The sequence below is a fragment of the Pseudomonas capsici genome, from assembly GCF_017165765.1.
In the GTDB taxonomy this organism is placed as follows: Bacteria; Pseudomonadota; Gammaproteobacteria; order Pseudomonadales; family Pseudomonadaceae; genus Aquipseudomonas; species Aquipseudomonas capsici.
Genome location: NZ_JAFGZD010000018.1, coordinates 51,329 through 74,246, shown reverse-complemented (window position 1 = coordinate 74,246; position 22,918 = coordinate 51,329). Strand labels below are relative to the sequence as shown.

General features: G+C 60.6%; 19 protein-coding genes and 2 pseudogenes. 9 read left to right on the top strand and 12 right to left on the bottom strand.

All coding sequences use genetic code 11. The features are described from left to right. Positions 1 to 128 precede the first annotated feature (128 nt). Both JSY17_RS20320 and JSY17_RS20315 read left to right on the top strand, forming a co-directional pair. The gene (locus JSY17_RS20320; protein ID WP_117182550.1) at positions 129 to 722 is read left to right on the top strand and encodes a phage tail protein; all 594 of its coding nucleotides are present in this window, start codon (positions 129 to 131) and stop codon (positions 720 to 722) included. Between the two features lie 52 nt (positions 723 to 774). Next, entirely contained in the window at positions 775 to 1,086 is a 312-nt protein-coding gene (locus JSY17_RS20315) for a DUF6916 family protein (protein WP_117166418.1), read from the top strand. On the opposite strand, the gene JSY17_RS20310 is transcribed toward JSY17_RS20315, so the two are convergent. The 11 genes and pseudogenes from JSY17_RS20310 to pilG form a co-directional block, all read right to left on the bottom strand. Next, complete coding sequence (locus JSY17_RS20310; RefSeq protein ID WP_117166419.1) at positions 1,087 to 1,584, bottom strand: GNAT family N-acetyltransferase; 498 nt, start codon at positions 1,582 to 1,584, stop codon at positions 1,087 to 1,089. An 18-nt stretch (positions 1,585 to 1,602) separates the two neighbouring features. After that, complete coding sequence (locus JSY17_RS20305) at positions 1,603 to 3,699, bottom strand: HlyD family efflux transporter periplasmic adaptor subunit (protein ID WP_206402796.1); 2,097 nt, start codon at positions 3,697 to 3,699, stop codon at positions 1,603 to 1,605. Continuing rightward, positions 3,700 to 5,022 carry an efflux RND transporter periplasmic adaptor subunit gene (locus JSY17_RS20300; RefSeq protein ID WP_206402795.1) on the bottom strand — a complete coding sequence of 441 codons (1,323 nt, stop codon included), beginning with the start codon at positions 5,020 to 5,022 and terminating at the stop codon, positions 3,700 to 3,702. After that, positions 5,019 to 5,801: an efflux RND transporter periplasmic adaptor subunit gene (locus JSY17_RS20295; RefSeq protein ID WP_206402794.1), complete on the bottom strand. Its 783-nt coding sequence runs from the start codon at positions 5,799 to 5,801 to the stop codon at positions 5,019 to 5,021. The genes JSY17_RS20300 and JSY17_RS20295 overlap by 4 nt, the downstream gene beginning before the upstream one ends. Before the next feature lie 204 nt (positions 5,802 to 6,005). Then, a complete protein-coding gene (locus tag JSY17_RS20290; protein WP_117182544.1) occupies positions 6,006 to 6,476 on the bottom strand; it encodes a chemotaxis protein CheW in 471 nt (156 codons plus the stop codon). Continuing rightward, positions 6,469 to 8,322, bottom strand: a pseudogene (locus JSY17_RS26140) (response regulator); the annotation flags it as partial. The pseudogene JSY17_RS26140 and the gene JSY17_RS20290, both read right to left, overlap by 8 nt. Positions 8,323 to 8,511: 189 nt before the next feature. Next, positions 8,512 to 12,447 (bottom strand): annotated as a pseudogene (locus JSY17_RS20285) (Hpt domain-containing protein); the annotation flags it as partial. 44 nt (positions 12,448 to 12,491) lie between these two features. Then, positions 12,492 to 14,534 (bottom strand): methyl-accepting chemotaxis protein, encoded by a 2,043-nt coding sequence (locus tag JSY17_RS20280; RefSeq protein WP_117182542.1) that lies wholly within the window; start codon positions 14,532 to 14,534, stop codon positions 12,492 to 12,494. A 78-nt stretch (positions 14,535 to 14,612) separates the two neighbouring features. Continuing rightward, positions 14,613 to 15,152: a chemotaxis protein CheW gene (locus JSY17_RS20275; protein ID WP_117166426.1), complete on the bottom strand. Its 540-nt coding sequence runs from the start codon at positions 15,150 to 15,152 to the stop codon at positions 14,613 to 14,615. A 14-nt stretch (positions 15,153 to 15,166) separates the two neighbouring features. Next, a complete protein-coding gene (pilH, locus tag JSY17_RS20270) occupies positions 15,167 to 15,532 on the bottom strand; it encodes a twitching motility response regulator PilH (protein WP_002551739.1) in 366 nt (121 codons plus the stop codon). 42 nt (positions 15,533 to 15,574) lie between these two features. After that, complete coding sequence (pilG, locus tag JSY17_RS20265) at positions 15,575 to 15,985, bottom strand: twitching motility response regulator PilG (RefSeq protein ID WP_025262261.1); 411 nt, start codon at positions 15,983 to 15,985, stop codon at positions 15,575 to 15,577. A gap of 228 nt (positions 15,986 to 16,213) precedes the next feature. Between pilG and gshB the strand changes: the two genes are divergently transcribed. The 7 genes from gshB (at position 16,214) to JSY17_RS20230 (ending at position 22,163) form a co-directional block, all read left to right on the top strand. Beyond that, positions 16,214 to 17,167 (top strand): glutathione synthase, encoded by a 954-nt coding sequence (gene gshB, locus JSY17_RS20260; protein WP_117182540.1) that lies wholly within the window; start codon positions 16,214 to 16,216, stop codon positions 17,165 to 17,167. A 101-nt stretch (positions 17,168 to 17,268) separates the two neighbouring features. Beyond that, positions 17,269 to 18,171, top strand: a complete 903-nt coding sequence (locus JSY17_RS20255; protein WP_117182539.1) for an energy transducer TonB — start codon at positions 17,269 to 17,271, stop codon at positions 18,169 to 18,171. Positions 18,172 to 18,246: 75 nt separating this feature from the next. Further along, positions 18,247 to 18,816, top strand: coding sequence for a YqgE/AlgH family protein (locus JSY17_RS20250; RefSeq protein ID WP_117166429.1), 570 nt, complete (start codon positions 18,247 to 18,249; stop codon positions 18,814 to 18,816). Next, positions 18,816 to 19,259 carry a Holliday junction resolvase RuvX gene (gene ruvX, locus JSY17_RS20245; protein WP_206402792.1) on the top strand — a complete coding sequence of 148 codons (444 nt, stop codon included), beginning with the start codon at positions 18,816 to 18,818 and terminating at the stop codon, positions 19,257 to 19,259. Before JSY17_RS20250 ends, ruvX begins: the two co-directional genes overlap by 1 nt. A 100-nt stretch (positions 19,260 to 19,359) precedes the next feature. Continuing rightward, positions 19,360 to 19,878 carry a bifunctional pyr operon transcriptional regulator/uracil phosphoribosyltransferase PyrR gene (gene pyrR / locus JSY17_RS20240; protein WP_117182537.1) on the top strand — a complete coding sequence of 173 codons (519 nt, stop codon included), beginning with the start codon at positions 19,360 to 19,362 and terminating at the stop codon, positions 19,876 to 19,878. Positions 19,879 to 19,890: 12 nt separating this feature from the next. After that, positions 19,891 to 20,895: an aspartate carbamoyltransferase catalytic subunit gene (locus tag JSY17_RS20235; protein WP_117185323.1), complete on the top strand. Its 1,005-nt coding sequence runs from the start codon at positions 19,891 to 19,893 to the stop codon at positions 20,893 to 20,895. Further along, positions 20,892 to 22,163 carry a dihydroorotase gene (locus JSY17_RS20230; RefSeq protein ID WP_206402791.1) on the top strand — a complete coding sequence of 424 codons (1,272 nt, stop codon included), beginning with the start codon at positions 20,892 to 20,894 and terminating at the stop codon, positions 22,161 to 22,163. The genes JSY17_RS20235 and JSY17_RS20230 overlap by 4 nt, the downstream gene beginning before the upstream one ends. A gap of 183 nt (positions 22,164 to 22,346) precedes the next feature. Here the strand turns inward: JSY17_RS20230 and JSY17_RS20225 are convergent, their stop codons facing one another. Further along, positions 22,347 to 22,751: an NINE protein gene (locus JSY17_RS20225; protein WP_117166434.1), complete on the bottom strand. Its 405-nt coding sequence runs from the start codon at positions 22,749 to 22,751 to the stop codon at positions 22,347 to 22,349. Between the last annotated feature and the right edge of the window lie 167 nt (positions 22,752 to 22,918).

The following is a 22,918-nucleotide window of genomic DNA, read 5'->3' as shown; positions in this document are numbered from 1 at the left end:
AATTGCGACATGAATGTGTAAAACCGCAGCAACTCCCTCCACAGCGTCTACGCTCTCACCTGCCAGCAACCGGGCAGGCGCCCGGGCATATCGCATGGCACCCCATGACATATGAAGGATGAGGGTTTATGGAAGTTTTTATGGGTTCGATCATGACGTTCGCCTTTCCCTTTGCGCCCTATGGCTGGGCGCAATGCAACGGCCAGACAATGAACGTCAACCAGTACAACGCCTTGTACGCATTGCTGGGAAACATCTATGGAGGAACCGCACCGCAGAACTTCATGCTGCCCAACCTGCAAGGCCGGGTACCGGTCAACCAGGGCCAGGGACTCAACCTCACCAACCGGACAATCGGTACATCGGCAGGCGTTGAAAAAGTAACGGTCGCCATTGCCAACATGCCGGCCCACGTCCACCCGATGACCACACTGGCAGCGACCACAACCATCAATCTGGGCGCCCAGCCGAGTGCCACAGGTTCTATCGTGCCAACCGCCACCAACTGTTATCTCGGCGGCTCGACGGCCGGCCCGACCTCCGCCAACATCTTTGCCCCTGACCTGGGAACCAATGCCCCGATCGTACAGAAGGGCGTCACCACCGCCATCAGCGGCACCATGGGCTCGGTCGGTGGCAGCCTGCCTCTGGACAGCATGAACCCTTTCCTGGTCGTGAACTTCAGCATTGCCTTGCAGGGCCTGTTCCCTACTCGCAACTGACAAACCCGGGCCCAGGGAAGGGCTCATCCGTCACCACTGCTGGAGTCGTTCCATGCTGCAACACGTTACTGCCGAACATTTCCGGGCACTCAAGGGTAGCCAGTGCGTCCTGCAACTGAGCGATGGCAGCCAGTTGCCGATTGCCATTTCCGCCATCGACGAAAAACCCCTGGCGCGCCTGTCCGACAACCAGCGCCTGCCTTTCAGCGTCAGCCTCGATTCACTGGCACCCAGCGACTTCGTCGATGGCCTGTGCAGCATCGACCTGCCAGAACTGGGCAGACTGGAAGAAGTGTTTGTTTCCCGCGTACCGCCCATGGGACGCGATGCAAACCTTGCCTACTACTGCATCAGCTTCAACTGATCAGAACGCCGCCGGCTGGCCCGGATACCAGACCAGCCGTTCAGCCGCCACATCCCGTTCTTCGACCTGAAACCCGAGCGCCAGATAATGCTGGCGCGCATGGGGATTATTGGCCCAGACCACCGTCGCCACCGGGCAGCAAACCTTTTCGGCAGCCTGCTGCACGCCTCTCAATACGGTCCGTCCGTAGCCCTTGCCCCGCGCTGCCGGGATGAACGCCAGGTACAGCACACGAATCTCATTGGGACCGAAGTCGGTCACCAGCGCACCGATCAACGTGCCAAGCTTCTCGATCACGTAATGCATGGCGTTGGGAAACTCGCCGCCCATACCGGTTTCCTGCACCCGGAATTGCTGGGCGATGACCTCATCGACAAACTCGCGCTCACCATCGATGAACTGCAAATCCGGTCGGGCCGAACGGTAGAGCGACTGAATGAAAGGAGCATCCGAGTCCCGGGATGGACGCACTTCAAGTCCATCTGCATTGTTCAGCATCAGCGTTGCCCTCTTTCCCTAGAAACCACTTTCGCGCACACCCAGCGCCGCCAGTCGCCGCCATACTGCGCCCAGCAGCGACTCGCTGCGCCCCTGCAAGACCGCCACGCCGCGCAACGGCTGAGTCGGAGCCTCGATATCTTCCAGCACTTTCAGGCGCACGCCATATTGGCCCTGCACCGGCTCTGCACGCTGATTTTCGTCGCGGCGCACGGCAATCGGTCCGCGGTGATCGGAAGTCAGCGCTTCCTGGTCCAGATAGGAGACGCCGTTGGCATCCACCTCCAGCAACTCGACTGGCAGCGATCCACGCATGGGATCGTCAGCGATAAAACGACCCTTGTCGCCCGGAGCGATACGCCACAAGGCGTCTTCAGCCAGATAGCCGCGTATCCGCGTACCACCTTCGACGATACGCGCCAGCGGCGTCTGGGTCGAAACCCAGCGCCCCGGACTCAACTTGGGCATCAGATCGCGCACCTGACCGGCCTGGGGCGCCCGCACCAGTAAACGCTCGCGCTGGGCCGCCAGACCGCGATACTCGGCCACGGCGCTGGCCAGACGCTGCTCGATCACGCCGACATCCGCGACGGTTTCGCTACGTCCGGCCTGACGACGTATCTGCAATTGCAGGATTTCGATTTCCCGACGCACGATGGCCTGGCGCGAATCCACGTCCGGCGACTCCAGTTCCACCAGCACTGCGCCCTGCTCCACCGTCTGGCCGTCCTGCACATTCACCTGCCTGACCCTGGCCGCGACCGGCGCATGCAGAGCGGTCACCCTGCCGGCTTCAAGCATCACCGGAAGCTCGACACTGCTGCGCCAGGGCACCGCCAGAAGCAATACCAGCGCCAACAGCCCGGCAGCGCTGAGCAGCACCCGCGGGGTATGTGCCTGTTCACGATTGGCCCACCAGTGGCGCGTTTCCTTGAAGATAGGCAGAAAGATGAACCAACCCAGCTCCACCAACATCAGGAAAATCCCCAGCAACTTGAAGAACAGGTGATAGACCGCCAGCGCGATCCCGAAAAACAGTGCCGCACGCCACAGCCAGGACAGATACCCCCACCACAACAGACGCCGCTGCATGGTCGGTGTCCACGGCTCGGGCGCTGGCTGGCCATAACCGAACAGCACTTCGCGCAAACGCCAGCGGCACAAGGCAAAGGCCCGACCTTGAAGGTTATCCACCTCCCACAGGTCACTGACCAGAAAGTAACCATCGAAGCGCATGAACGGGTTGAGGTTGACCACCACCGTGGTGATCCAGGTTGCGCTGGCCAGCATGAACGCTGCCGTACGCGCCGGCCCGTCGGGCAACAGCGACCAGGCCAGCAGCGCAATGCAGGCCAGCAGCATTTCAGCCAGCACACCACCCGCACCGATCAACAAGCGGGCACGTCGGTCGTTCACTCGCCAAGCATCACTGACATCGGTGTAGAACAGCGGCAACAGCACCATGAACGCGACACCCATGCTCTGCACCCGGCAGCCGGCCCGCTTGGCCATGAAAGCATGACCGAACTCATGGCAGAGCTTGGCGAAAAACAGTGCAGCACCGAACGCCATTGCACCACCCAGGCTGAACAGATGCGGGAAGGTACCGATGAAACGCTGCCAGTCCCGCGCCACCAGAAACACTCCGAGCATCAACGTGGCAGGCAAGCCATAGCGCAGAATGCCGGGACCAAAGCGCTTCATCCAGGGCCAGGCGCGGTTGAGAAATGCATCCGGACGCCACAGGGGAATACGGAAGAACAGGTATTGATGCAGCAGCATCTGCCACAAGCCTTGACGCGAAGCCTCGGCCTTGTAGGTATAGCTGGCGCGCTGATCCGGGTCGGTCGAAGCGATCAGGTCATGGCTGCGCAGAAAGATCAGCAGCTCTTGCACTTCGTCATCGCCCAGCGGCAAACCGGGTTCACGATTGGCGGCCTGCAGGACCTGCACAGGATCACCCAGCGACCAATGCCGCAACAGGCGGATCGCCTGGGCACCCAGCTTGAAATAGCGACCTCGTATGGGGTCGGCCAATGTCCAGCGCGGCGATCCGTCGAGTGCCGGGGCCGCAGAGGTGAGTTGCAGATCCGCCCGCAGGCTGGGCAGCGCCATTTACAGGCCTACGCTCTGACGCAGACCTGCCAGAGGCCGACGCAGCAGATACAACGCCAGAGGCGCACGCTCGCCAAAGACCTTGGCGGTGCCGCGCAGACCGATACGCGGAGGCGGTGAATCCAGGAAAGTGGCGTCCAGACGATAGGCCAGTTGGCCGCCGGGCGTCGGTTGGGCTTCATAGGCCGCACGCTCCAGACGGGCGGAGTGCCTATGCAAAGGATCGCTGTCCAGAAACAGAGCAATTTCCGCATCCGGTTCAAGAGCAATGGCATCACCCACCGCCAACTCGATACGCAGCTCGGCCTGGGACGGATCGGCGATTTCCAGCAGACGCTCGCCGGTCTGGACCGGTTTGCCTGTCCAGCGCTGGGCATCGGCGAAAACCGCAATCCCGTCACGCTCGGCGCGGACTTCGCTACGCTTGAGCAATTCACGAGCGTAATCGCGCTCTGCCCGCTTCTGTTCGACGCGCGCGGCCAGCAGATCGACCTTCGAGCCTGACTCGGCATCGGCAAACGCCCGCTGCGAGTTGGCCTTCAACTCGGCCTCGGCAACGCCCAGAGTGCGCTCTGCAACGTCGGCCTGGGCCTTGAGAGTCGTGTTTTCAAAACGCACCAACAGGTCGCCGGTCTTGACGGGCTGGTTGGGCTTGATCAGAAATTCGGCAATCACACCATCCAGCGGCGCAGCCACCACACGACCGGCCAGCGGCACGACTTCGGCGGGAGCCAGAACCGACTGGCGAACCGGAATCAGCAGGCTCAGCAGGGCAATAGCCAGCAACGCCATCTGGCGCTTGCGATTCCAGCGCAGACGCCAGTGTTTGCGCGGTTGCAATGCCAGCCAGGCGTGGCTGTAGGTATCGCCCAGTTGCGAGAGCAGAACCTGTTCGGGCGCAGCCCAGGGTTTGTCGCGGGCCAGCCACAGGCCGCCGAACACCTCCCCCTTGCGATCCAGCAAAGGCAGCCAGAACACATGGGTGGCCGACAGACTTTGCCAGTCCTCACGCACGGAAGCGCTGAGCGAATCCATCGTCACAACGCTGGCCGGGCTGGCTTTCTGCTGTTTGAACAACTGCGCGACCGCATGCTCGACGAACGCGACAAAGGGCGCATTGGGATCAATCACGCTGACACCGGTTACCGCTCGCACCTTGCCTGCAATGACCAGCGCGGCATGACGAAAACCAAACAGCGGCTGACCGTCATTGACCAGACTGTAAGCCAGCTGGTCGGTCGTGCGGGCGGCGCGGGTCAGGCGTTCGAGATCGAGAAACTGGGCAAAGACCCGCTCCAGCGCACCCGGCACTGAAGCGTTCACTTAAGCTCCGGGAAACGTGCGGTTCCGCTCATGCCCGCCAGCAGACCTTCGGATTTGGGCAGACCGGCCACCAGCAGCAGGGTCTGGCTGCCTTCATCGATCCGCGCACCAAAACGCTTGATGGTGGCGGTCAGTGGCTTGCCGGTTTCGTCAGGCACGAAGCTGAATGTCTGCCCGGCCTTGAGCTTGCCCATCCAGCGGGAGGGCACCAGAAGATGAATTTCCAGAGTACGGTTATCGACGATTTCCAGCAGCGGCGTGCCGGGGGAAACGCTTTCATAACGCTGGACCTTGCGCTCCACGACCTGCCCGTCATACGGGGCAATTACGCTGCAACGCTTGACCTGAACCTGAAAGACACTGGATTGCGCCTGGGTTTCGGCGACCCGGGCTTCTGCACGTGCGACTTCGAAACGCCCCACCGAGTTGAGCGCGGCCAGTTGTCGGTTGTGGGCCAGCTCTTCGCTGGCACCGCGACTGGCAGCCTGGGAAGCATTGAGCTGGGCCTGATAGGCCGAGCAATCGAAACGCGCCAGGATATCGCCCTTGTTGAAGGTTTCCCCTTCACGCAATGGCAGATCGACGACCCGCCCGGCCAGTTCACTGGCCAGCACAGCCTGATCCTGAGCTCGCAAGACACCCCGCGCCTCGCTGGAAGCCGCTGACTGAGCGCCAGTCGCCGCATTATCCAACAACGGATCGACCTCGGTCGGGGTTTGCGCCTGAGCCACACACACCACACCGAACAACCCGAAAAACAAACCGTGCAAACACCGCATACCGCAGACTCCTTGTCGGACGAGTTCAGTCTACGGCAGCAACGATTAGCGTCAAGCCAGTTGCCAGTATCTTTGCGCGGCGGTTTGTTCGACTCAGGAAAACAGGACAGTTTTTCGCGAATGAATTCGTTCCTGCCGCTGTGTATTTTGTTGCCAGTAATGGAGCTGTCGCGAGCAAGGTGCCGAGAAGCGGCTAACCGCTTCTCAAACCAGCCCGGCGTCCACTACCCATTGTTCCAGCGCCACCAGGTCCGGGATGCGTGCCACATTTTCGCCTGCCTGCACCGCGGCCAGTTCCAGTTCGGCCAGGGGCACGTCCACGTAACTCAACTGACTGTCGACCTTGAATGAGCGCGGGATGCCCTGGGTCAGCAGGGCAATGAACCGGACTTCATTGCGGCCACCCAAGGCGTTGAGAACGACGATACGCGCACGACCTCCCACGCGGGGACGACCGCCGCAAGCCGCTTCGAAGCTGATCAGGGGCAGTTTCAGGTCACGCCAGCTGATCGGGCCCAGATACCACTCGGGCGCGTCAGGTTCGGCGGTGCAGTCCTGATAATCGATCAGTTCCGCCACCGCGACATTGGGCAGCAACAGGGAACGGTCGCTCAATGGCAGGACCAGCCCGGTCAGCGTGGTGAGACGGCTGCTCTGGAAGGTTCTTTCAGGCATTGACCTGGCTCCAATGGGCAATGCTCTGCAGCAGTACCGACTCTTGATAAGGCTTGCTCAGGTAGTCATTGACCCCGATAGCCATGGCCCGGTCGCGGTGTTTCTGGCCGGAGCGGGAAGTGATCATGATGATGGGCAGATCCTTGAGCCGTTGATCCTGACGAATCTGACTGGCGACCTCGAAGCCGTCCATGCGCGGCATTTCGATATCCAGCAGCATCACGTCCGGCGTGTGCTCCTGCAGCAGACTCATGGCGTCGATACCGTCCTTGGCAGTCAGCACATGCATGCCATGGCGCTCCAGCAAACGGCTGGTGACTTTGCGTACGGTCACCGAATCGTCCACCACCATGACCAGCAGAGGCCGGGTGTGTTCGATTTCGCTGAAGACCGGCACAGCCACTCCTTGTGCCTGCTGCATCGGTGAGCGGCCTTGCAAGGCGCGGATCTGTGCCAGCAGGTCGAGAATGAAGATCACCCGGCCATCCCCCAGAATGGTCGCGCCGGAAATCCCCTGAACCCTTGAGAATTGCGGCCCCAGGTTCTTGACCACGATTTCCCGGGACCCCGCCAGCGCATCGACCTGGACCGCCAGCCACTGCTCCTGCAAATGCACCAGCAACACCGGTACAGACTGCAACTGACCGGCAAACCCGGGCTTGCCGATATTGAGCAGTTCCCCCAGATAACGCAGTTCATAACTGCGTCCGCCGTAGTGATAGCGTGGCGGGCTGCTCTGGTAACAGGCTTCCAGGTCGGTGGACATGACCTGCACGATACCGTCGACGGTGTTGAGCGGCACCGCATACTGCTCTTCGGCGCACTGCACCATCAGGGCACGGTTCACCGACACCGAGAAAGGCAGACGAATCCGGAAGCGCGTGCCCTGCCCCGGCACCGAGTCGATGACGATCGAGCCGCCCAGTTGCTTGACCTCGGCATGCACCACATCCATTCCGACACCACGCCCGGAAATCTGAGTGATGATTTCGGTCGTGGAAAACCCGGCCTGAAGAATGAAGGGCAGGACTTCGTCATCGGAAAGCTGCGCATCTTCCTGAATCATGCCGCGCTTGATGGCCTTGCGGCGCACGGCAGCGATATCGACGCCGGAACCGTCATCGCTCAGCTCAATGACGATATCGCTGCCTTCATGCATCAGGTTCAGCTGGATATGGCCCTGCTCCGGCTTGCCGGCAGCGAGACGTCTTTCCGTGCTTTCCAGACCGTGATCCACCGCATTGCGCAGCATGTGCTCCAGCGGCGCGACCATACGTTCCAGAATCGTGCGATCCACTTCGCCATCGGCATTGCCCACGTCGAACCCGACTTTCTTGTGCAGTTGCGAAGCAACCTGACGCACCACCCGGCGCAAGCGCGGAACAAGCCGCTCGAAAGGCACCATGCGGGTCCGCATCAGGCCTTCCTGCAATTGCGTGTTGACCTTGGCCTGCTGCTGCAACAGGGTTTTCGCATCCCGGGCACGACTGCCCAGGGTTTCCTTGAGATCCAGCAGGTCGGAGGCAGACTCGAACAAGGCCCGCGACAGTTGCTGAAGCTGCGAATGCCGGTCCATTTCCAGCGGGTCGAACTCTTCATAACCCAGGCGCTCGGCATGTACCTGATCACGGCTGAGAATCCGGCCCTGGGTTTCCATGTCCAGACGTCGTAACTGATCGCGCATGCGTTCGATGGTGGTTTCCATCTCGGCCAGGGTGATTTGCGTATCGATGATCTGCTGCTCGATACGCCCCCGGAAAATCGAGGTTTCACCGGCCAGATTGACCAGTGTCTCCAGTTGTTCGGCACCCACCTTGACCATTTCCGGGCCACTGCGCTCGGCTTCCGGTTCGGTATTGCCAGGCGTTGCGGGCACGGGCTCCGGGGCCTCGATAATCGGCGTTTGAACCACAGGCTCGAGGCTGGCCAGTTTCTGGATGTTCTCGATCAACAAGGCAGCGCTGGGCAAAGGCTTGTCCGCACGCACGGCGTCGAGCATGTCGACCAGCAGGTCATGGCCGCTTTGCAGCAGGCTGATCATCAACGGGCCTGGCTGCAGGTCACCCCGTGAAAGCCCTTCGTAAAGGGATTCAAGTTCGTGGGCCAGATCACCGATGGGGACAATCTCGACCATGCGCGCACCACCTTTCAAGGTGTGCAGATCGCGCAACAGGTTTTCCACTTCCAGCAGATTCTGCGGGTCGGCCTGCCAGCGCGCCAGGGCTGCGCCAGAGCTTTCACTGAGGTCGTAGCCTTCTTCGAGGAAGATTTCCAGCAGTTCCGGGTCGCGCTCCGCTGCATCCTCGGCCTTGGGCCCGACCGGCCCGTCAACCACCTCGGCCTCACTGCCTGTCGCAACAAAGGTGCCCTGGCGAAAACTGCCTATGGCTTCGATCAGCGGCGCCGGATCGGTCAGCCGGTGATGGTCCTGCAACTGCTCCAGCATGCGCGCCAGATGGTTGTGACTGGCGCGCAGCAGACCGGCCAGTTCAGGCGAATAACTGTAACGTCGGTCGATCAGGCCTTCGTACAGAATTTCCAGCTCATGCCCCAAAGCGGCCACCGGCACGATACCGGCCATCCGTGCGCCGCCCTTGAGGGTGTGCAGATCGCGCTGCAACGACGGCAGCGGCACCGGACTCTCGGGATCTTCCAGCCAGCGCTGCAATGAATGCGCGGCGCTATCGAGAATATCGACCGCTTCTTCGAGAAAGATTTCGACGATCTCATCGTCAGGGTCCGCCAGCCCGGTTTCCGGCTCTTCGCTGGCCAGTTGGGCGGTAGCGGCATTGAATTCCGTGATACTCGGAGCCTGAACTCCGTCGCTCTTGATCAGCCCCATGGCGGACGGGTCAAGCGCCTCGTCGAGCAATTCGTGCAGGGCGCGAATGCATTCGGGGCGCGGGTCGACATTCTGACCGGCAGCAACCTGATCGAGCATGTTGATCAAGGCTTCATGGGCATTTTCGGCTTCGCTGAAAAAGCGCTCACTGACCGCGAGACTGCTTTCTTCCACGGCGCCATAAAGATCCAGCAAGGCCTCGCACAGTTCATCGACCTGAGGCAGGTCGGCCAGATGGGCGCCATGGCCAAGGGTGGTCAACTCATCGAGCAACGCACTCAGTTCCTGTCGCTCGCCGGGATGCTCACGCCAGCGCTGCAACAGGTTCTCGGCATCCAGAACAATGTCCATGCCTTCGGCCAGGAAGGTGGCAATCAGCTTGGGGTTGTGTTTGATGCGCAGACCGCTGTCCGACTCACGCAGCGCCATGGTCAGCCGCTCGTTGAGCAACGTATGGGCCGCCTCGATCAATCTGGCAGCCCCGGGAATCTCGGCCAGCGGCTTGCTCTCCAGTTGCTCGAGGCCCTTGCGCAGCAAAGGCTCGGCATTGCGCAGCAACTTGAGTTCAGGCGCGCCGATGGCGATCAGGTTGGCCTTGTACTCGCGCACCAGTTGGTCCAGCGGGCTCGCCAGTTCGGCAATCGGCAATACGCCTGCCATGTGCGCGCTACCCTTGAGGGTATGCAACGAGCGCAACAAGGCATCCGTGATGGAGGGAGAATCACTTTGTGCAGCCTGATCGAGAAAGCGGTTGAGCGCCCCCAGATGCCCATAGGCTTCCTGACGGAAAATCTCCAGCAACTGCGGGTCCAGCGCTTCTGCGCCATGGCGTGCAGTCGGGATGCTTTTTGGAGGCTCAAGACCGTTGGCCAAGGCATGGGCGCGGGCGGCCAGCACATCCACATCATTGCGCTGGCGCTGTGCATCACCGGCAAAGTCCTCGATTACCGAAGGCAGCAAGGCAAGCACTTCAGTCAGCAATTGCTGCACTTCCAGGCCCGGAAGGACATCGCCTTCCAGTACCCGGTTAAGCAGGTTTTCCACCGACCAGGCCAGCTCACTCAAGACCAGGGCACGAACCATCCGCCCGCTGCCCTTGAGGGTATGGAACGCCCGGCGCACTTCGGTCAATGCGGCGCTATCGGCATTGCCGGGAGTGCCAAGCGACGCAAACCAGCGTGGCAGGTATTCGCGCAGTGCATCCAGCACTTCCTCGGTTTCTTCAAGGAAGACTTCGCACAACTCCTGGTCCACAGCCTCCTCGCCCACAGGCGGAGGCAACAGGCTGGCGGGGATATGACGGGCTGGCGGGTTGACCGCGGAAACCGGACTGGCCAGGACCTGAGCGATGGTCTGCGTCGGGCTGACCAGCACCTGCCGGTCATCCAGCTCCAGCAATTCGTCCTGGGTGATGACTTCGTCCAGCAGCGGTACGTCCAGAGTGTCTACTGCCGGCGAATAACCCAGCCGGGCGAGACTTTGCTGGGCCAGGTCCAGAATCTGGTTACCCGGAGCCTCGTGGTCCTCGCCCATGCGCTCCAGGTAATACTCGACTCCGGTCAGGGTATCGGCCAGACAATCGAGTTGAGTCCATGAAGGACGGTTTTCATCTACCAGCAAGTGCTCGACGATGTATTCGTTGCAGGCGGCCAGCAGGCTCGCCGCCCTGGCCAGAGGAATCATCGCCAGAGCGCCACGTACCTGGATCAGCAAGGCACACAGCGGCTCAAGCCGCTGGCGATCCCATTCGCCGTCGATGTAATCGAGCACCACATCCTTGGCCTGCTGCAGGACAATCCGCGCTTCGCGAATCACCAGTTGATGAATCTGCATCAGGTCAGTGGTGGGCAGGCGACTGTCTTCCTGGCTGGTCTGCTCGGTGGGACCGATCATTCCGGCCAGTGTCGACTCCACGTACAGCAAGGCACCCGCCACATCCATCAGCGCGGCATCATTGGGCTCACGCTGCCCTTGAGCGAGCCCCTGAACCACCGCCAGTTGATCGATGATGACCTTGCGCGGCTGGCCAAACCCCAGCACCGCCAGGGTATCGGCAATCTGGCGCAATGGCGGCAGCAGCGGATTGAGTTCACTGACGTGCTGACGGTCACCGCGCACGAACACATCAAGTCGTTCCTTGACCCGCACCAGCCCTTCGCACAGCGCAACGATCACCGAACGCATGGCATCGCGATCAGGCCCGGCCATGCGGGCGCGTTCCTCGTTGACCACGTCATTGCCGGGCAAGGCTTCCGCAAGGGCGTATTGATCCTTGAGATCCTGCATCTTCGGTGCCTGGCTGTCGGACTTGGCGATATAGAACAACAGACTTTTCAGCAATTCTTCAGGCGCGGGCTGGTTGATACCGTCGATGCCCTGCTCCAGCAGGCGTTTGAGCTCCTTGTCCGCATCTTTCAGCAGACTGCGTAACGCCGGGCTGTTGGTGAAGTTACCGTTGAGCATGGTTTCGACCAGCGCCGAAGCGATTCGCCACAGCGGACCGAGAGGCGCGTCTTCACATAAAAGCTCCAGACGAGCGAACACCTTGGCCATGAAACCCAGTTGAGCCTTGACGTCCTGCTCACGCATCAGGCCCACCAGCGCAGCTTGCAGGGTATGGCGCAGCTTGCGCAGCAACTCGGGCAATTCCGGGGTATTGCGCCGGGCCCGTGTCTCGGCGTCGAGCGGCGGGACGATGACCAGTTGCGGGGCAAACAGGCTGGTTTCAGAGAGCAGGCTTTCACCACGGGCGCTACGCAGGTCGTTGAGCAGCGGCAGAACCACCAGCGGCAAATCACGCCGGGCGGAATGGACCCGCTCCAGATAGACCGGCAACTGAGTCATGGCTTGATCCAGCAGTTGCATGGACTCGGCTTGCTGAGTAACCCGATGCTGTTGCAGAGCCAGAACCAGTTGCTCGATTTCCTCGGCGAGCAGGGCTGCGCCATAGAATTCGATCATCTGCAGGCTGCCATGCACCTGATGCACAAGATTCAGGCATTCATCCAGGGCAGCCGTGTTCGCCGGCTCGCTGGCGAATGTTTCCAGCGCCTGACGGGCCTGCCTGAGAGTTTCGGCTATCTCGCCCTTGAGCCATTCCAGAGCGACATAATCGCGGCGATCAGCCATGAGTCCTGCCTCTTACCCGATCAAGACTGTTCATTTGCAGGACATCATCCGATTTCTCTGGATGGCGGCAAGGTGAACCCCGACACCGAGCGGCGCATTTCACTGGCCATTTTCGCCAGGTTGCCGATGCTCTCTGCAGTCGCGGCAGTACCGGAAGTCGTTTGTGTGGTGGTTTGCTGGATCACGGTCATGGTCTGTGATATCTGCCCGGCCGAGGAGGCCTGCTGGCGAGCCGCATCGGTGATACTTTCGATCAGTTCGGCAAGCACTCTGGAAACACCCTCGATCTCCTCCAGCGCCACGCCGGCGTCCTGCGCCAGACGTGCGCCGCGTACCACCTCACTGGTGGTCTGCTCCATGGAAATGACTGCTTCGTTGGTGTCATTCTGAATCGCCCGTACCAGCGTCTCGATCTGCTTGGTGGCGGACGACGAACGCTCGGCCAGACGCTGTACTTCGTCGGCGACCACCGCAAAGCCGCGCCCGGCATCACCCGCCATGGACGCCTGGATGGCAGCATTGAGCGCCAGGATATTGGTCTGATCGGCAATGTCATCGATCAGGCTGACAATATCGCCAATCTCCTGAGAAGACTCGCCCAGACGCTTGATGCGCTTGGAGGTGTCCTGAATCTGCTCGCGAATGTTATCCATGCCATGGATGGTGTTATGCACCACCTCGTTACCCTTGTTGGCGATGGTGACCGAGCGCTCTGCCACCGCAGAGGATTCCGAGGCGTTGGCAGAAACCTGATCGATGGAAACCGCGATATCGGTGATTGCTGCCGAAGCTGCGCTGATCTGCAACGCCTGATGCTCGGAGGCCGCCGCCAGTTGCGCGGCAGTGGCCTGGGTGTCCTGCACCGCTGCAGCGACCTGCTCGGCGGTGAGGTTGATGGTGACCACCAGTTCGCGCAGTTGATCGATGGAGTAATTGATGGAGTCGGCAATCGCACCGGTGAAATCCTCGGTCACTGACGCGGTCACGGTCAGGTCGCCGTCGGCCAGGTTCTCGATTTCATCCAGCAGCCGCATGATCGCGTTCTGGTTGCGCTCGTTTTTCTGGGCAGTTTCGCGCAACTGACGATTGGTTTCGCGCACCATCACCAGACCGATCAGGATGATGGACATCAGCGCCAGCAGACCCAGCACATATTCGCCGATGGAGTTGGCCGAGCGGGTGGTGGCAAGACTTTCCAGGCCGTTGGCCAACGCCGAGGCTTCTTCCAGCAGGGTCTGCGACGTATTGAAGATATTGCCGGACGCCTCGCGCACCTGGAAAAGCTCGGAAGACGTTTCGAGGATTTCGTCGACCGAACCGGACACAAACTCGAACAGCTCGGCGATTTCTCCCAGACGCGCCCGGGCATCGCGGTCCTCGACCTGGGCGATACGCATGCTCGAATTGCCTTCGAGCATGCCATTGAGCACTCGCCCGAACTGACTGGCATCACGGCCAAAGGCATCGGCGGCCTGCACGGCGGTTTCGTCACCGGACAGCACGATATTCACCGCACCGAGGATTCTTTCCGCCAACAGGGCCTGACGCTGCGCCAGCACGACCTGGCTGGCCGGAGCATGGCTCTTGAGCAGGATTTCAACGACCTTTTCGTACTCGACCTGCAATTGCGGAATGGTTTCGGACAGGGTTGCAGCCACCTGATGCAGAGACAGCACCGTCTGCTCGCTGGCCAGAATCACATCGGCACTCTTGCGCAGGACTTCCCAATCGGTCTGCACGGCTCGCAACTCATCACGAACGGCCGAAGGCGCAGCGGGCAGGCCGGTGGCCGGATCGCCCTTCTTGAGATATCCCCAGCGCAGGTCGAAATCGTTGCGTGCATCGGTCAGCAACTTGAACGCCTGGGCCTTGCCGGCCGCAGCTTCGGTGGCGTTCTTGGCAATGCGCTGGGACAAGACCCGCAACTCACCGGCATGACCGATGTACTGCTTGTCGTAGTTCGACTGGGTATTGAGATAAGTGAAGTTGGCGAACAACAAAATGATGAAAACGATGAGCGCAACGAACAACAGAATGATCTGCGCCCGGCTCTGTGCGCCTTCCAGTGACCTGCCAGTCTTACTCATTAATCAGGCCCCCGCCTGGACCAACCGCGATTCGTGAAACAAACACACCCGACCAGGCCGGGCGGAACGACCTGCCACTTACAATGCCACGTCCATGAAATCAGGAGATTGTGTCAGTGCCCACGGGCTGAATACCAGCCAGGCCTGTTCACGCAGAAACTGCCCGCGCAGGAACGGCACCACTGCCATTTCAGGCGCAACAAGGGTTTCGGGCATCAGGCTCAACTGACTGAAATGCTGCATACCAAAGACTTCATCCACCACCAGACCCGCAAACACGTCCTGATGCTCGACGACCAGCACTCGCCGCTGCTTGCGGACCGTGGACAATTCGTGACCGAAGAAACCGCACAGATCCATGAGCGGCAACAGCCGCCCGCGCAGGTTGGCCATGCCGACCACCCATGGCTTTACGCCAGGCATCACGGCATAACGTGGTTCATGCAGAATTTCGGCGATTTCACCCATGGGTGCCACAAACCGCTGCTCGCCCATGCGAAAGCCGATGCCGCTCCAGTCCTGCTGGTGGGTTTCCTGCAAAGGCAGACCTGCCGCCAGAGAGCGACACCGCTGATCGATATCGAGCAGCAGTTCAAAGGCAGTACGTGGCTCGACCATGGAAAGCCCGGCTGTCAGCCGGCCAGCACCGCGTTCAGGGTTTTCATCAGGGTCTCTTCATCCACTGGCTTGGTCAGGTAATCCCTCGCGCCCTGGCGCTTGCCCCAGACCTTGTCGGTTTCCTGATCCTTGGTGGTGATCATGATCACCGGGATCATGTTGGTGTCGGCATCCTTGGTCAGCTGGCGCGTGGCCTGAAAACCGTTGAGCCCCGGCATGACGATATCCATCAGCACGGCATCGGGTTTTTCCTGACGGGCCAGGGCAACGCCATCGGCACCATTTTCAGCCTTCAGCACCTCATGGCCATGCTTTTCCAGCATGCCGGTGAGTTTGTACATTTCGGTCGGCGAATCATCGACGATCAATATTCGAGCCATGGTGTTCCCCATCAGGTGCGAACCCGCGATCGGACGCGGGCATCACGAAATTTGTTGTTCTACCGCAACGAAACCGGGCACATGGGCCTTGATGGCGTTCAGTAGTTCTTCCTTGCTGAAAGGCTTGGTCAGAAACTGGTCGGAGCCGACGATCCGCCCCTTGGCCTTGTCGAACAACCCATCCTTGGAGGAAAGCATGATGACTGGAGTCGACTTGAAAGCCCTGTTGTTCTTGATCAGTGCACAGGTCTGATAACCGTCCAGACGCGGCATCATGATATCGACGAATATGATTCGCGGATGATTATCGGCAATCTTTGCCAGCGCATCGAAACCGTCTATTGCCGTGATGACTTCACAGCCGACGTTCTTGAGTAGCGTCTCGGCGGTACGGCGAACGGTCTTCGAGTCATCGATGACCATGACCTTCAATGCTGTGGCGTACTGTTCCATATCTGTTCTTCCGTTGCCGCAGCGATTTTCTGCGTGTTCTGCGTGGTCTGGCGCCGTATCGTCGCCTTTGGCCGACCCAGGGGGCAGAAGAGCGGATGTCGAGCCTTTTTAGCACACTCTCCAGACTCAATCCATAAAGCGCTGCCCCTTGACCCGAAGCAATCGGAGCGCCACCCTGACGCCTATTTCAAGGCCATCATGGCCGCTATCGATCAGAGGATATTACCCATGAGCGTTCGCTTAGGGATTGTCATGGACCCCATTGAGCGCATCTCCTATAAAAAGGACAGCTCGCTGGCCATGCTGCTTGCCGCACAGGAACGTGGCTGGTCACTGTTCTACATGGAACAGCAGGACCTGTACCAGAACGCTGGCCAGGCTCGCGCCCGGATGAAACCGCTGAAGGTCTTCGCCGACCCGGCACACTGGTTTGAACTGCAGGACGAAATCGACACCGGCCTTGAGGATCTGGACGTGATCCTGATGCGCAAGGACCCGCCGTTCGACATGGAATTCGTCTACACCACGTACCTGCTGGAACAGGCCGAGCGCGCCGGCGTACTGATCGTCAACAAGCCACAGAGCCTGCGTGACTGCAACGAAAAGCTGTTCGCCACGCTGTTCCCGCAATGCACACCGCCAACGCTCGTCAGCCGTCGTCCGGACATCATTCGTGAATTTGCCGCGCAGCACGGCGATGTGATCCTCAAGCCGCTGGATGGCATGGGCGGCGCGTCGATCTTCCGTCATCGCGCAGGCGATCCGAACCTGTCGGTGATCCTGGAAACCCTGACCGCCCACGGCACCCAGCAAATCATGGCCCAAGGTTATCTGCCGGCAATCAAGGACGGCGACAAGCGTATCCTGATGGTCGACGGCGAACCCGTTCCCTACTGCCTGGCTCGTATTCCGGCAGCAGGCGAAACCCGTGGCAACCTGGCCGCTGGCGGTCGTGGCGAAGCGCGCCCGCTGACCGAAAAGGATCGCTGGATCGCGGAACAGATCGGCCCTACCCTGCGCGAAAAAGGCCTGATCTTCGTAGGTCTGGATGTGATTGGTGAGCATCTCACCGAAATCAACGTCACCAGCCCGACCTGCATCCGCGAAATCGACAATGCCTTCGGCACCAACATCGGCGGCTTGCTGATGGACGTGATCGAGAAGAAACTGCAGGCGCGGTAAACCTTTCGCGGATGAGTCCGCTCCCACACAATCTGTGGGAGCGGACTCATCCGCGAAACGATCATGAGAAAACGGATTTTGAACGAGACACTGAACCGCCAATGACATCCATGGCCAGAAACGACCTGCCCCTCGAACTCTCGTCAGTTGGGGTGCGTCCAGCGGATCGCCTGGGCTTCACCATGATGATCGCCGCGCTGATCCATGCTGCGGTGATTCTTGGCGTGGGCTTCACCTACGTAAAACCCGAACAGATCTCCCAGACGCTGGAAATCACCCTCGCCACCTTCAAAAGCGAGGAAAAGCCCAAGCAGGCGGACTTTCTGGCCCAGGACGATCAACAGGGCAGCGGCACCCTGGACAAGGCAGAAACCCTCAAGACCACGGAAATCGCGCCTTATCAGGACACCAAGGTCAACAAGGTGACACCGCCACCGGCCAACAAGCCCGTGGAAAAACAGGAAGCGCCGAAAACCGCGGTAGCCACCGTCGCCCCTTCGCAGCAGCACACGACCGCCAAGCGCGAGGAAGTCAAACCGGAGCCCGCCACCAGACAGTCGCCCTCCTTCGACAGCTCCCAGTTGAGCAATGAAATCGCCAGCCTGGAAGCCGAACTCTCGGCCGAGCAGCAACTTTATGCCAAGCGACCGAAGATCCATCGCCTCAATGCGGCTTCGACCATGCGCGACAAGGGTGCCTGGTACAAGGATGACTGGCGCAAGAAAGTCGAGCGGGTCGGCAACCTGAATTACCCGGAAGAAGCGCGCCGCCAGCAGATCTACGGCAATCTGCGACTATTGGTCTCGATCAATCACGATGGCTCGCTGTATGAAGTGCTGGTGCTGGAATCATCGGGCCACCCACTACTGGATCAGGCCGCGCAGCGAATTGTGCGCCTGGCAGCGCCATTTTCGCCGTTCACCGGCGATCTGGCCGACATCGACCGACTTGAAATCATCCGCACCTGGAAGTTTTCGCGGGGCGACAAGCTGTCCAGTAACTGACGGTTTCTTCACAAATCGCAAGGCTGCCATAACTGACAGTTGTCAGGTCTGCCCGGCAGCGCCACACTAAGGCTCATGAAAAATCTATCTCCGAGCTATCTCAAGCATCAGTTTCTGATCGCCATGCCCCACATGCACGATCAGAACTTCGCGCAAACCTTGACGTATATCGTCGAGCACAACGCCAATGGTGCCATGGGCCTGGTGATAAACCGCCCACAAAGCCTGAGCCTGGCCGATGTGCTGGAGCAGTTGCGACCGGAATTGCCCGCTCCTGTGCGCTGCCAGCACATCCCCATCCATTCGGGCGGCCCGGTACAGACCGACCGCGGGTTCGTCCTGCATCCGAGCGGTCAGATATTTCAGGCAACTGTCGAGCTGGGTGGCATTTCGCTCTCCACTTCACAGGACGTGCTGTTTTCCATCGCCGACGGCTACGGCCCCGATCAGAATGTGATCGCCCTGGGCTACGCAGGCTGGGATGCGGGTCAGCTGGACGCCGAAATGGCTGCCAATGCCTGGCTGACCTGCCCTTTCGACCCCGCCATCCTGTTCGATGTCGACAGTGAACTGCGACTCGACGCGGCGGCAGCACGCCTGGGCATCAATCTGAATCTGCTCTCGACCCAGGCAGGTCACGCCTGATGGCTGCATTGCGCCTGCTCCTGGGTTTCGATTACGGCACCAAACAGATCGGCATCTCGGTCGGCCAGGCCATTACCGGTCAGGCTCGCGAGCTGTGCACTCTCAAGGCACAGAACGGCGTCCCGGACTGGGACAAGGTTCAGGCACTGATCAACGAGTGGAAACCCGATGCCATCGTCGTCGGCCTGCCGCTGAACATGGACGGTACGCCCAGCGAAATGAGTGCCCGGGCCGAAAAGTTCTCGCGCAAGCTCAACGGCCGCTTCAACATTCCGGTCTATACCCACGATGAACGCCTGACCACCTTCGAAGCCAAGGGCGAACGCATGGCACGTGGCGGTCAGCGAGGCAGCAGCTATCGTGACAACCCCGTGGATGCCATCGCCGCCGCGCTCTTGCTGCAAGGCTGGCTGGATGCCAATGCCGAGCTGTTGAATGCGTGACTTTTCGGGCCAGAACAGCTTCGAGATACCCGGATTTCAAGTTTCCGCCTGAGCAGCCAGCCCCATGGGCGGTGCCCGGCCCTTCGATCAAGGAGCAATCATGAGCTTGCCCAACCCCAGCGATCTGATTCGTCAGATGGCCACCGACCTGAGCGCTCACCTGAGCAAGCGCGGCATCAACGACCCTCGCTTCATTGGCATCCGCACCGGCGGCGTATGGGTCGCCCAGGCGCTGCTCAAGGCTCTGGAAAACGACACGCCGCTCGGCACACTGGATGTCTCCTTCTATCGCGATGACTTCAGCCAGAACGGCCTTCATCCTCAGGTTCGCCCCTCGGAGCTGCCTTTCGAGATCGAAGGTCAGCACCTGATCCTGATCGATGACGTGCTCATGAGCGGGCGCACCATTCGCGCAGCCCTCAACGAACTGTTCGATTACGGACGTCCGGCCAGTGTCACGCTGGTCTGCCTGCTGGATCTGGATGCCGGTGAACTGCCGATTCGCCCCAACGTGGTGGGCGCATCGCTGTCCCTGGCTCCCGACGAGCGCGTCAAGCTGACCGGCCCCGAGCCGCTGGCGCTCGAGCTTCAAGACCTTTCCACCGCTTCAGCCCTTTAAGAGTCCCTTGCGATGACGCCTCTCGACGCCAAGCGCCCGCTGCAACTCAACCATCAGGGTCAGCTGCGCCATTTTCTGTCTCTGGACGGCTTGCCCCGCGAGCTGCTCACCGAAATCCTCGACACGGCCGACTCCTTCCTTGAAGTCGGTGCCCGTGCGGTGAAGAAAGTCCCGCTGTTGCGTGGCAAGACCGTCTGCAACGTGTTCTTCGAGAACTCGACCCGCACGCGAACCACCTTCGAACTCGCCGCCCAGCGGCTGTCGGCGGATGTCATCACCCTCAACGTTTCAACATCCTCCACCAGCAAGGGCGAGACACTGTTCGACACCCTGCGCAACCTGGAAGCCATGGCTGCCGACATGTTTGTCGTGCGTCATGCCGACTCAGGTGCAGCCCACTTCATTGCCGAGCACGTGTGCCCGGAAGTGGCGATCATCAACGGCGGCGACGGCCGTCACGCGCACCCGACCCAGGGCATGCTCGACATGCTGACGATCCGCCGCCACAAGGGCAGCTTCGAGAATCTGTCGGTGGCCATCGTCGGCGATATCCTGCACTCGCGAGTGGCGCGCTCCAACATGCTGGCCCTCAAGGCACTGGGTTGCCCGGACATCCGCGTCATCGGGCCGAAGACCCTTTTGCCCATAGGTATCGAGCAGTACGGGGTCAAGGTTTATACCGACCTCACCGAAGGCCTGAAGGATGTGGACGTGGTGATCATGCTGCGCCTGCAACGCGAACGCATGACCGGCGGCCTGCTGCCCAGCGAGGGCGAGTTCTACCGCCTGTTCGGCCTGACCACTGCACGTCTGGCAGGTGCCAGGCCTGATGCCATCGTCATGCACCCTGGCCCGATCAACCGGGGCGTGGAAATCGAATCGGCCGTCGCCGACGGCGCGCACTCGGTCATTCTCAATCAGGTGACCTACGGGATCGCCGTGCGCATGGCCGTACTGTCCATGGCCATGAGCGGACAAACCGCACAACGACAATTCGAGCAGGAGAACGCCCTGTGAAGCTCAGCATTCTCGGCGCTCGCGTCATCGACCCGGTCAGCGGGCTGGATAAAGTCACGGATCTGCACCTTGAAGCGGGCAAGATCCTCGCCATCGGTACTGCTCCATCGGGATTCGAGGCGACTCAGACCATCGACGCCCACGGTCTGGTCGCAGCCCCCGGCCTCGTGGACCTCAATGTCTCCCTGCGCGAGCCGGGCTACAGCCGCAAAGGCACCATCGCCAGCGAAACCCGTGCGGCCACGGCAGGCGGCGTCACCAGCCTGTGCTGCCCGCCGCGCACCAAACCGGTACTCGACACCTCGGCAGTCGCCGAACTGATCCTGGACCGTGCCCGCGAGGCCGGATACAGCAAGGTCTTCCCTGTCGGAGCCTTGAGCAAAGGGCTGGAAGGCGAGCAACTGGCCGAACTGGTTGCCCTGCGCGATGCCGGTTGCGTGGCGTTCGGCAATGGTCTGAGCAGCTTCAGCAACACCCGCACGCTCTGCCGGGCACTGGAATATGCGGCGACCTTCGACCTGACGGTGATTTTCAACTCTCAGGATCGCGATCTGGCTGAAGGCGGCCTGGCCCATGAAGGCCCGACCGCCAGCTTCCTGGGGCTGGCTGGCATTCCGGAAACGGCAGAAACCGTGGCACTTGCCCGGGACCTGCTGCTGGTGGAGCAAAGCGGCGTACGAGCGCATTTCAGCCAGTTGACCAGCGCCCGTGGCGCAGCCCTGATCGCTCAGGCGCAAGCCCGTGGCCTGCCGGTGACCGCCGATGTGGCCTTGTATCAGTTGATCCTGACCGACGAGGCGCTGATCGACTTCTCCAGCCTGTATCACGTCCAGCCGCCACTGCGCACCCGCGCCGACCGCGACGGTCTGCGTGAAGCCGTGAAATCCGGCGTGATCCAGGCCATCTCCAGTCATCACCAGCCTCACGAACGTGATGCCAAGCTGGCACCTTTCGGTGCGACCGAGCCAGGCATCAGCAGCGTCGAGCTGTTGCTGCCGCTGGCGATGACACTGGTTGAAGATGGCCTGCTCGACCTGCCAACCCTGATCGCCCGCCTGAGCGCCGGTCCTGCTGCTGCCTTGCGCCTGCCAGCCGGACAGTTGAGCGCGGGTTCAGCAGCGGATCTGGTGCTGTTCGACCCGGCAGCCTCGACAGTTGCCGGCGAGAAGTGGCTGTCCAAAGGCGACAACTGCCCGTTCCTGGGCCATTGCCTGCCGGGTGCCGTGCGTTACACGCTGGTGGACGGGCGGATCAGTTACAGCGCGTAGCGCTGTGAAGTCTGTGCGGGAGTTCGCCGGTGTCGCACTTTCGCGCAGCAAGCAGGTGTAGATTTTGCGAGCGCTTCGCACTCGGTCGCGGGCAAGCGCGCTCCTACAACGTCCCCCTGCTTGCTGCGCGACAGCGCTGCATCATAGACACCACAACACTTGACGAGGACAGAGCGAATAACCTCAACCGCGCTGCGCGTTCCTGATGGATATCTGGTTATTCATTGTCCAGAAGTCATAAAGCACGCCCAGCAGGAACAGCCCGCCTGTCAGCAGATAGATAAAACCGGTAATCCACTTGCCCTGATACATGCGGTGGACACCGAAAATGCCCAGGAAGGTCAGCAACAGCCAGGCCACGTTGTAGTCGGTCGAGCCCTGATTGAAGCGCAGGTCGGCCTCGCGATCCATGGACGGGATCAGAAACAGGTCGATCAGCCAGCCAATCCCCAACAAGCCGAAGGTGAAGAACCAGATAGTCCCGGTCACCGGCTTGCCATAGTAAAAACGGTGCGCTCCCAGAAAGCCGACGATCCACAGCAGATACCCCAAAAGCTTGCTGTGCGTATCCGGTCGATAGCTGTTCATTTCTTGCCTCTTTGCGCTGATAGAAAAAAATATGTGTGAGTTTTGTGACTTTCATAAGGCATTCCGACGTATGGCATTACGTCGCTGCCAGGTGAGCCAACCCCTTGCCAGCAAAGGGATTGAGCCGAGATCCGCAAGAGTGTGTCGCATAAAACGCAAGGATGCGA

Bases quoted from the DNA above. Each gene is read 5' to 3' on its own strand.
- ruvX (WP_206402792.1), top strand. From the start codon at position 18,816: ATGGCTGCATTGCGCCTGCTCCTGGGTTTCGATTACGGCACCAAACAG.
- JSY17_RS20255 (WP_117182539.1), top strand. From the start codon at position 17,269: ATGACATCCATGGCCAGAAACGACCTGCCCCTCGAACTCTCGTCAGTT.
- JSY17_RS20320 (WP_117182550.1), top strand. From the start codon at position 129: ATGGAAGTTTTTATGGGTTCGATCATGACGTTCGCCTTTCCCTTTGCG.
- gshB (WP_117182540.1), top strand. From the start codon at position 16,214: ATGAGCGTTCGCTTAGGGATTGTCATGGACCCCATTGAGCGCATCTCC.
- JSY17_RS20310 (WP_117166419.1), bottom strand. From the start codon at position 1,584: ATGCTGAACAATGCAGATGGACTTGAAGTGCGTCCATCCCGGGACTCG.
- JSY17_RS20225 (WP_117166434.1), bottom strand. From the start codon at position 22,751: ATGAACAGCTATCGACCGGATACGCACAGCAAGCTTTTGGGGTATCTG.
- JSY17_RS20315 (WP_117166418.1), top strand. From the start codon at position 775: ATGCTGCAACACGTTACTGCCGAACATTTCCGGGCACTCAAGGGTAGC.
- JSY17_RS20305 (WP_206402796.1), bottom strand. From the start codon at position 3,699: ATGGCGCTGCCCAGCCTGCGGGCGGATCTGCAACTCACCTCTGCGGCC.
- JSY17_RS20290 (WP_117182544.1), bottom strand. From the start codon at position 6,476: ATGCCTGAAAGAACCTTCCAGAGCAGCCGTCTCACCACGCTGACCGGG.
- pilH (WP_002551739.1), bottom strand. From the start codon at position 15,532: ATGGCTCGAATATTGATCGTCGATGATTCGCCGACCGAAATGTACAAA.
- JSY17_RS20275 (WP_117166426.1), bottom strand. From the start codon at position 15,152: ATGGTCGAGCCACGTACTGCCTTTGAACTGCTGCTCGATATCGATCAG.
- pyrR (WP_117182537.1), top strand. From the start codon at position 19,360: ATGAGCTTGCCCAACCCCAGCGATCTGATTCGTCAGATGGCCACCGAC.
- pilG (WP_025262261.1), bottom strand. From the start codon at position 15,985: ATGGAACAGTACGCCACAGCATTGAAGGTCATGGTCATCGATGACTCG.
- JSY17_RS20235 (WP_117185323.1), top strand. From the start codon at position 19,891: ATGACGCCTCTCGACGCCAAGCGCCCGCTGCAACTCAACCATCAGGGT.
- JSY17_RS20250 (WP_117166429.1), top strand. From the start codon at position 18,247: ATGAAAAATCTATCTCCGAGCTATCTCAAGCATCAGTTTCTGATCGCC.
- JSY17_RS20295 (WP_206402794.1), bottom strand. From the start codon at position 5,801: ATGCGGTGTTTGCACGGTTTGTTTTTCGGGTTGTTCGGTGTGGTGTGT.
- JSY17_RS20280 (WP_117182542.1), bottom strand. From the start codon at position 14,534: ATGAGTAAGACTGGCAGGTCACTGGAAGGCGCACAGAGCCGGGCGCAG.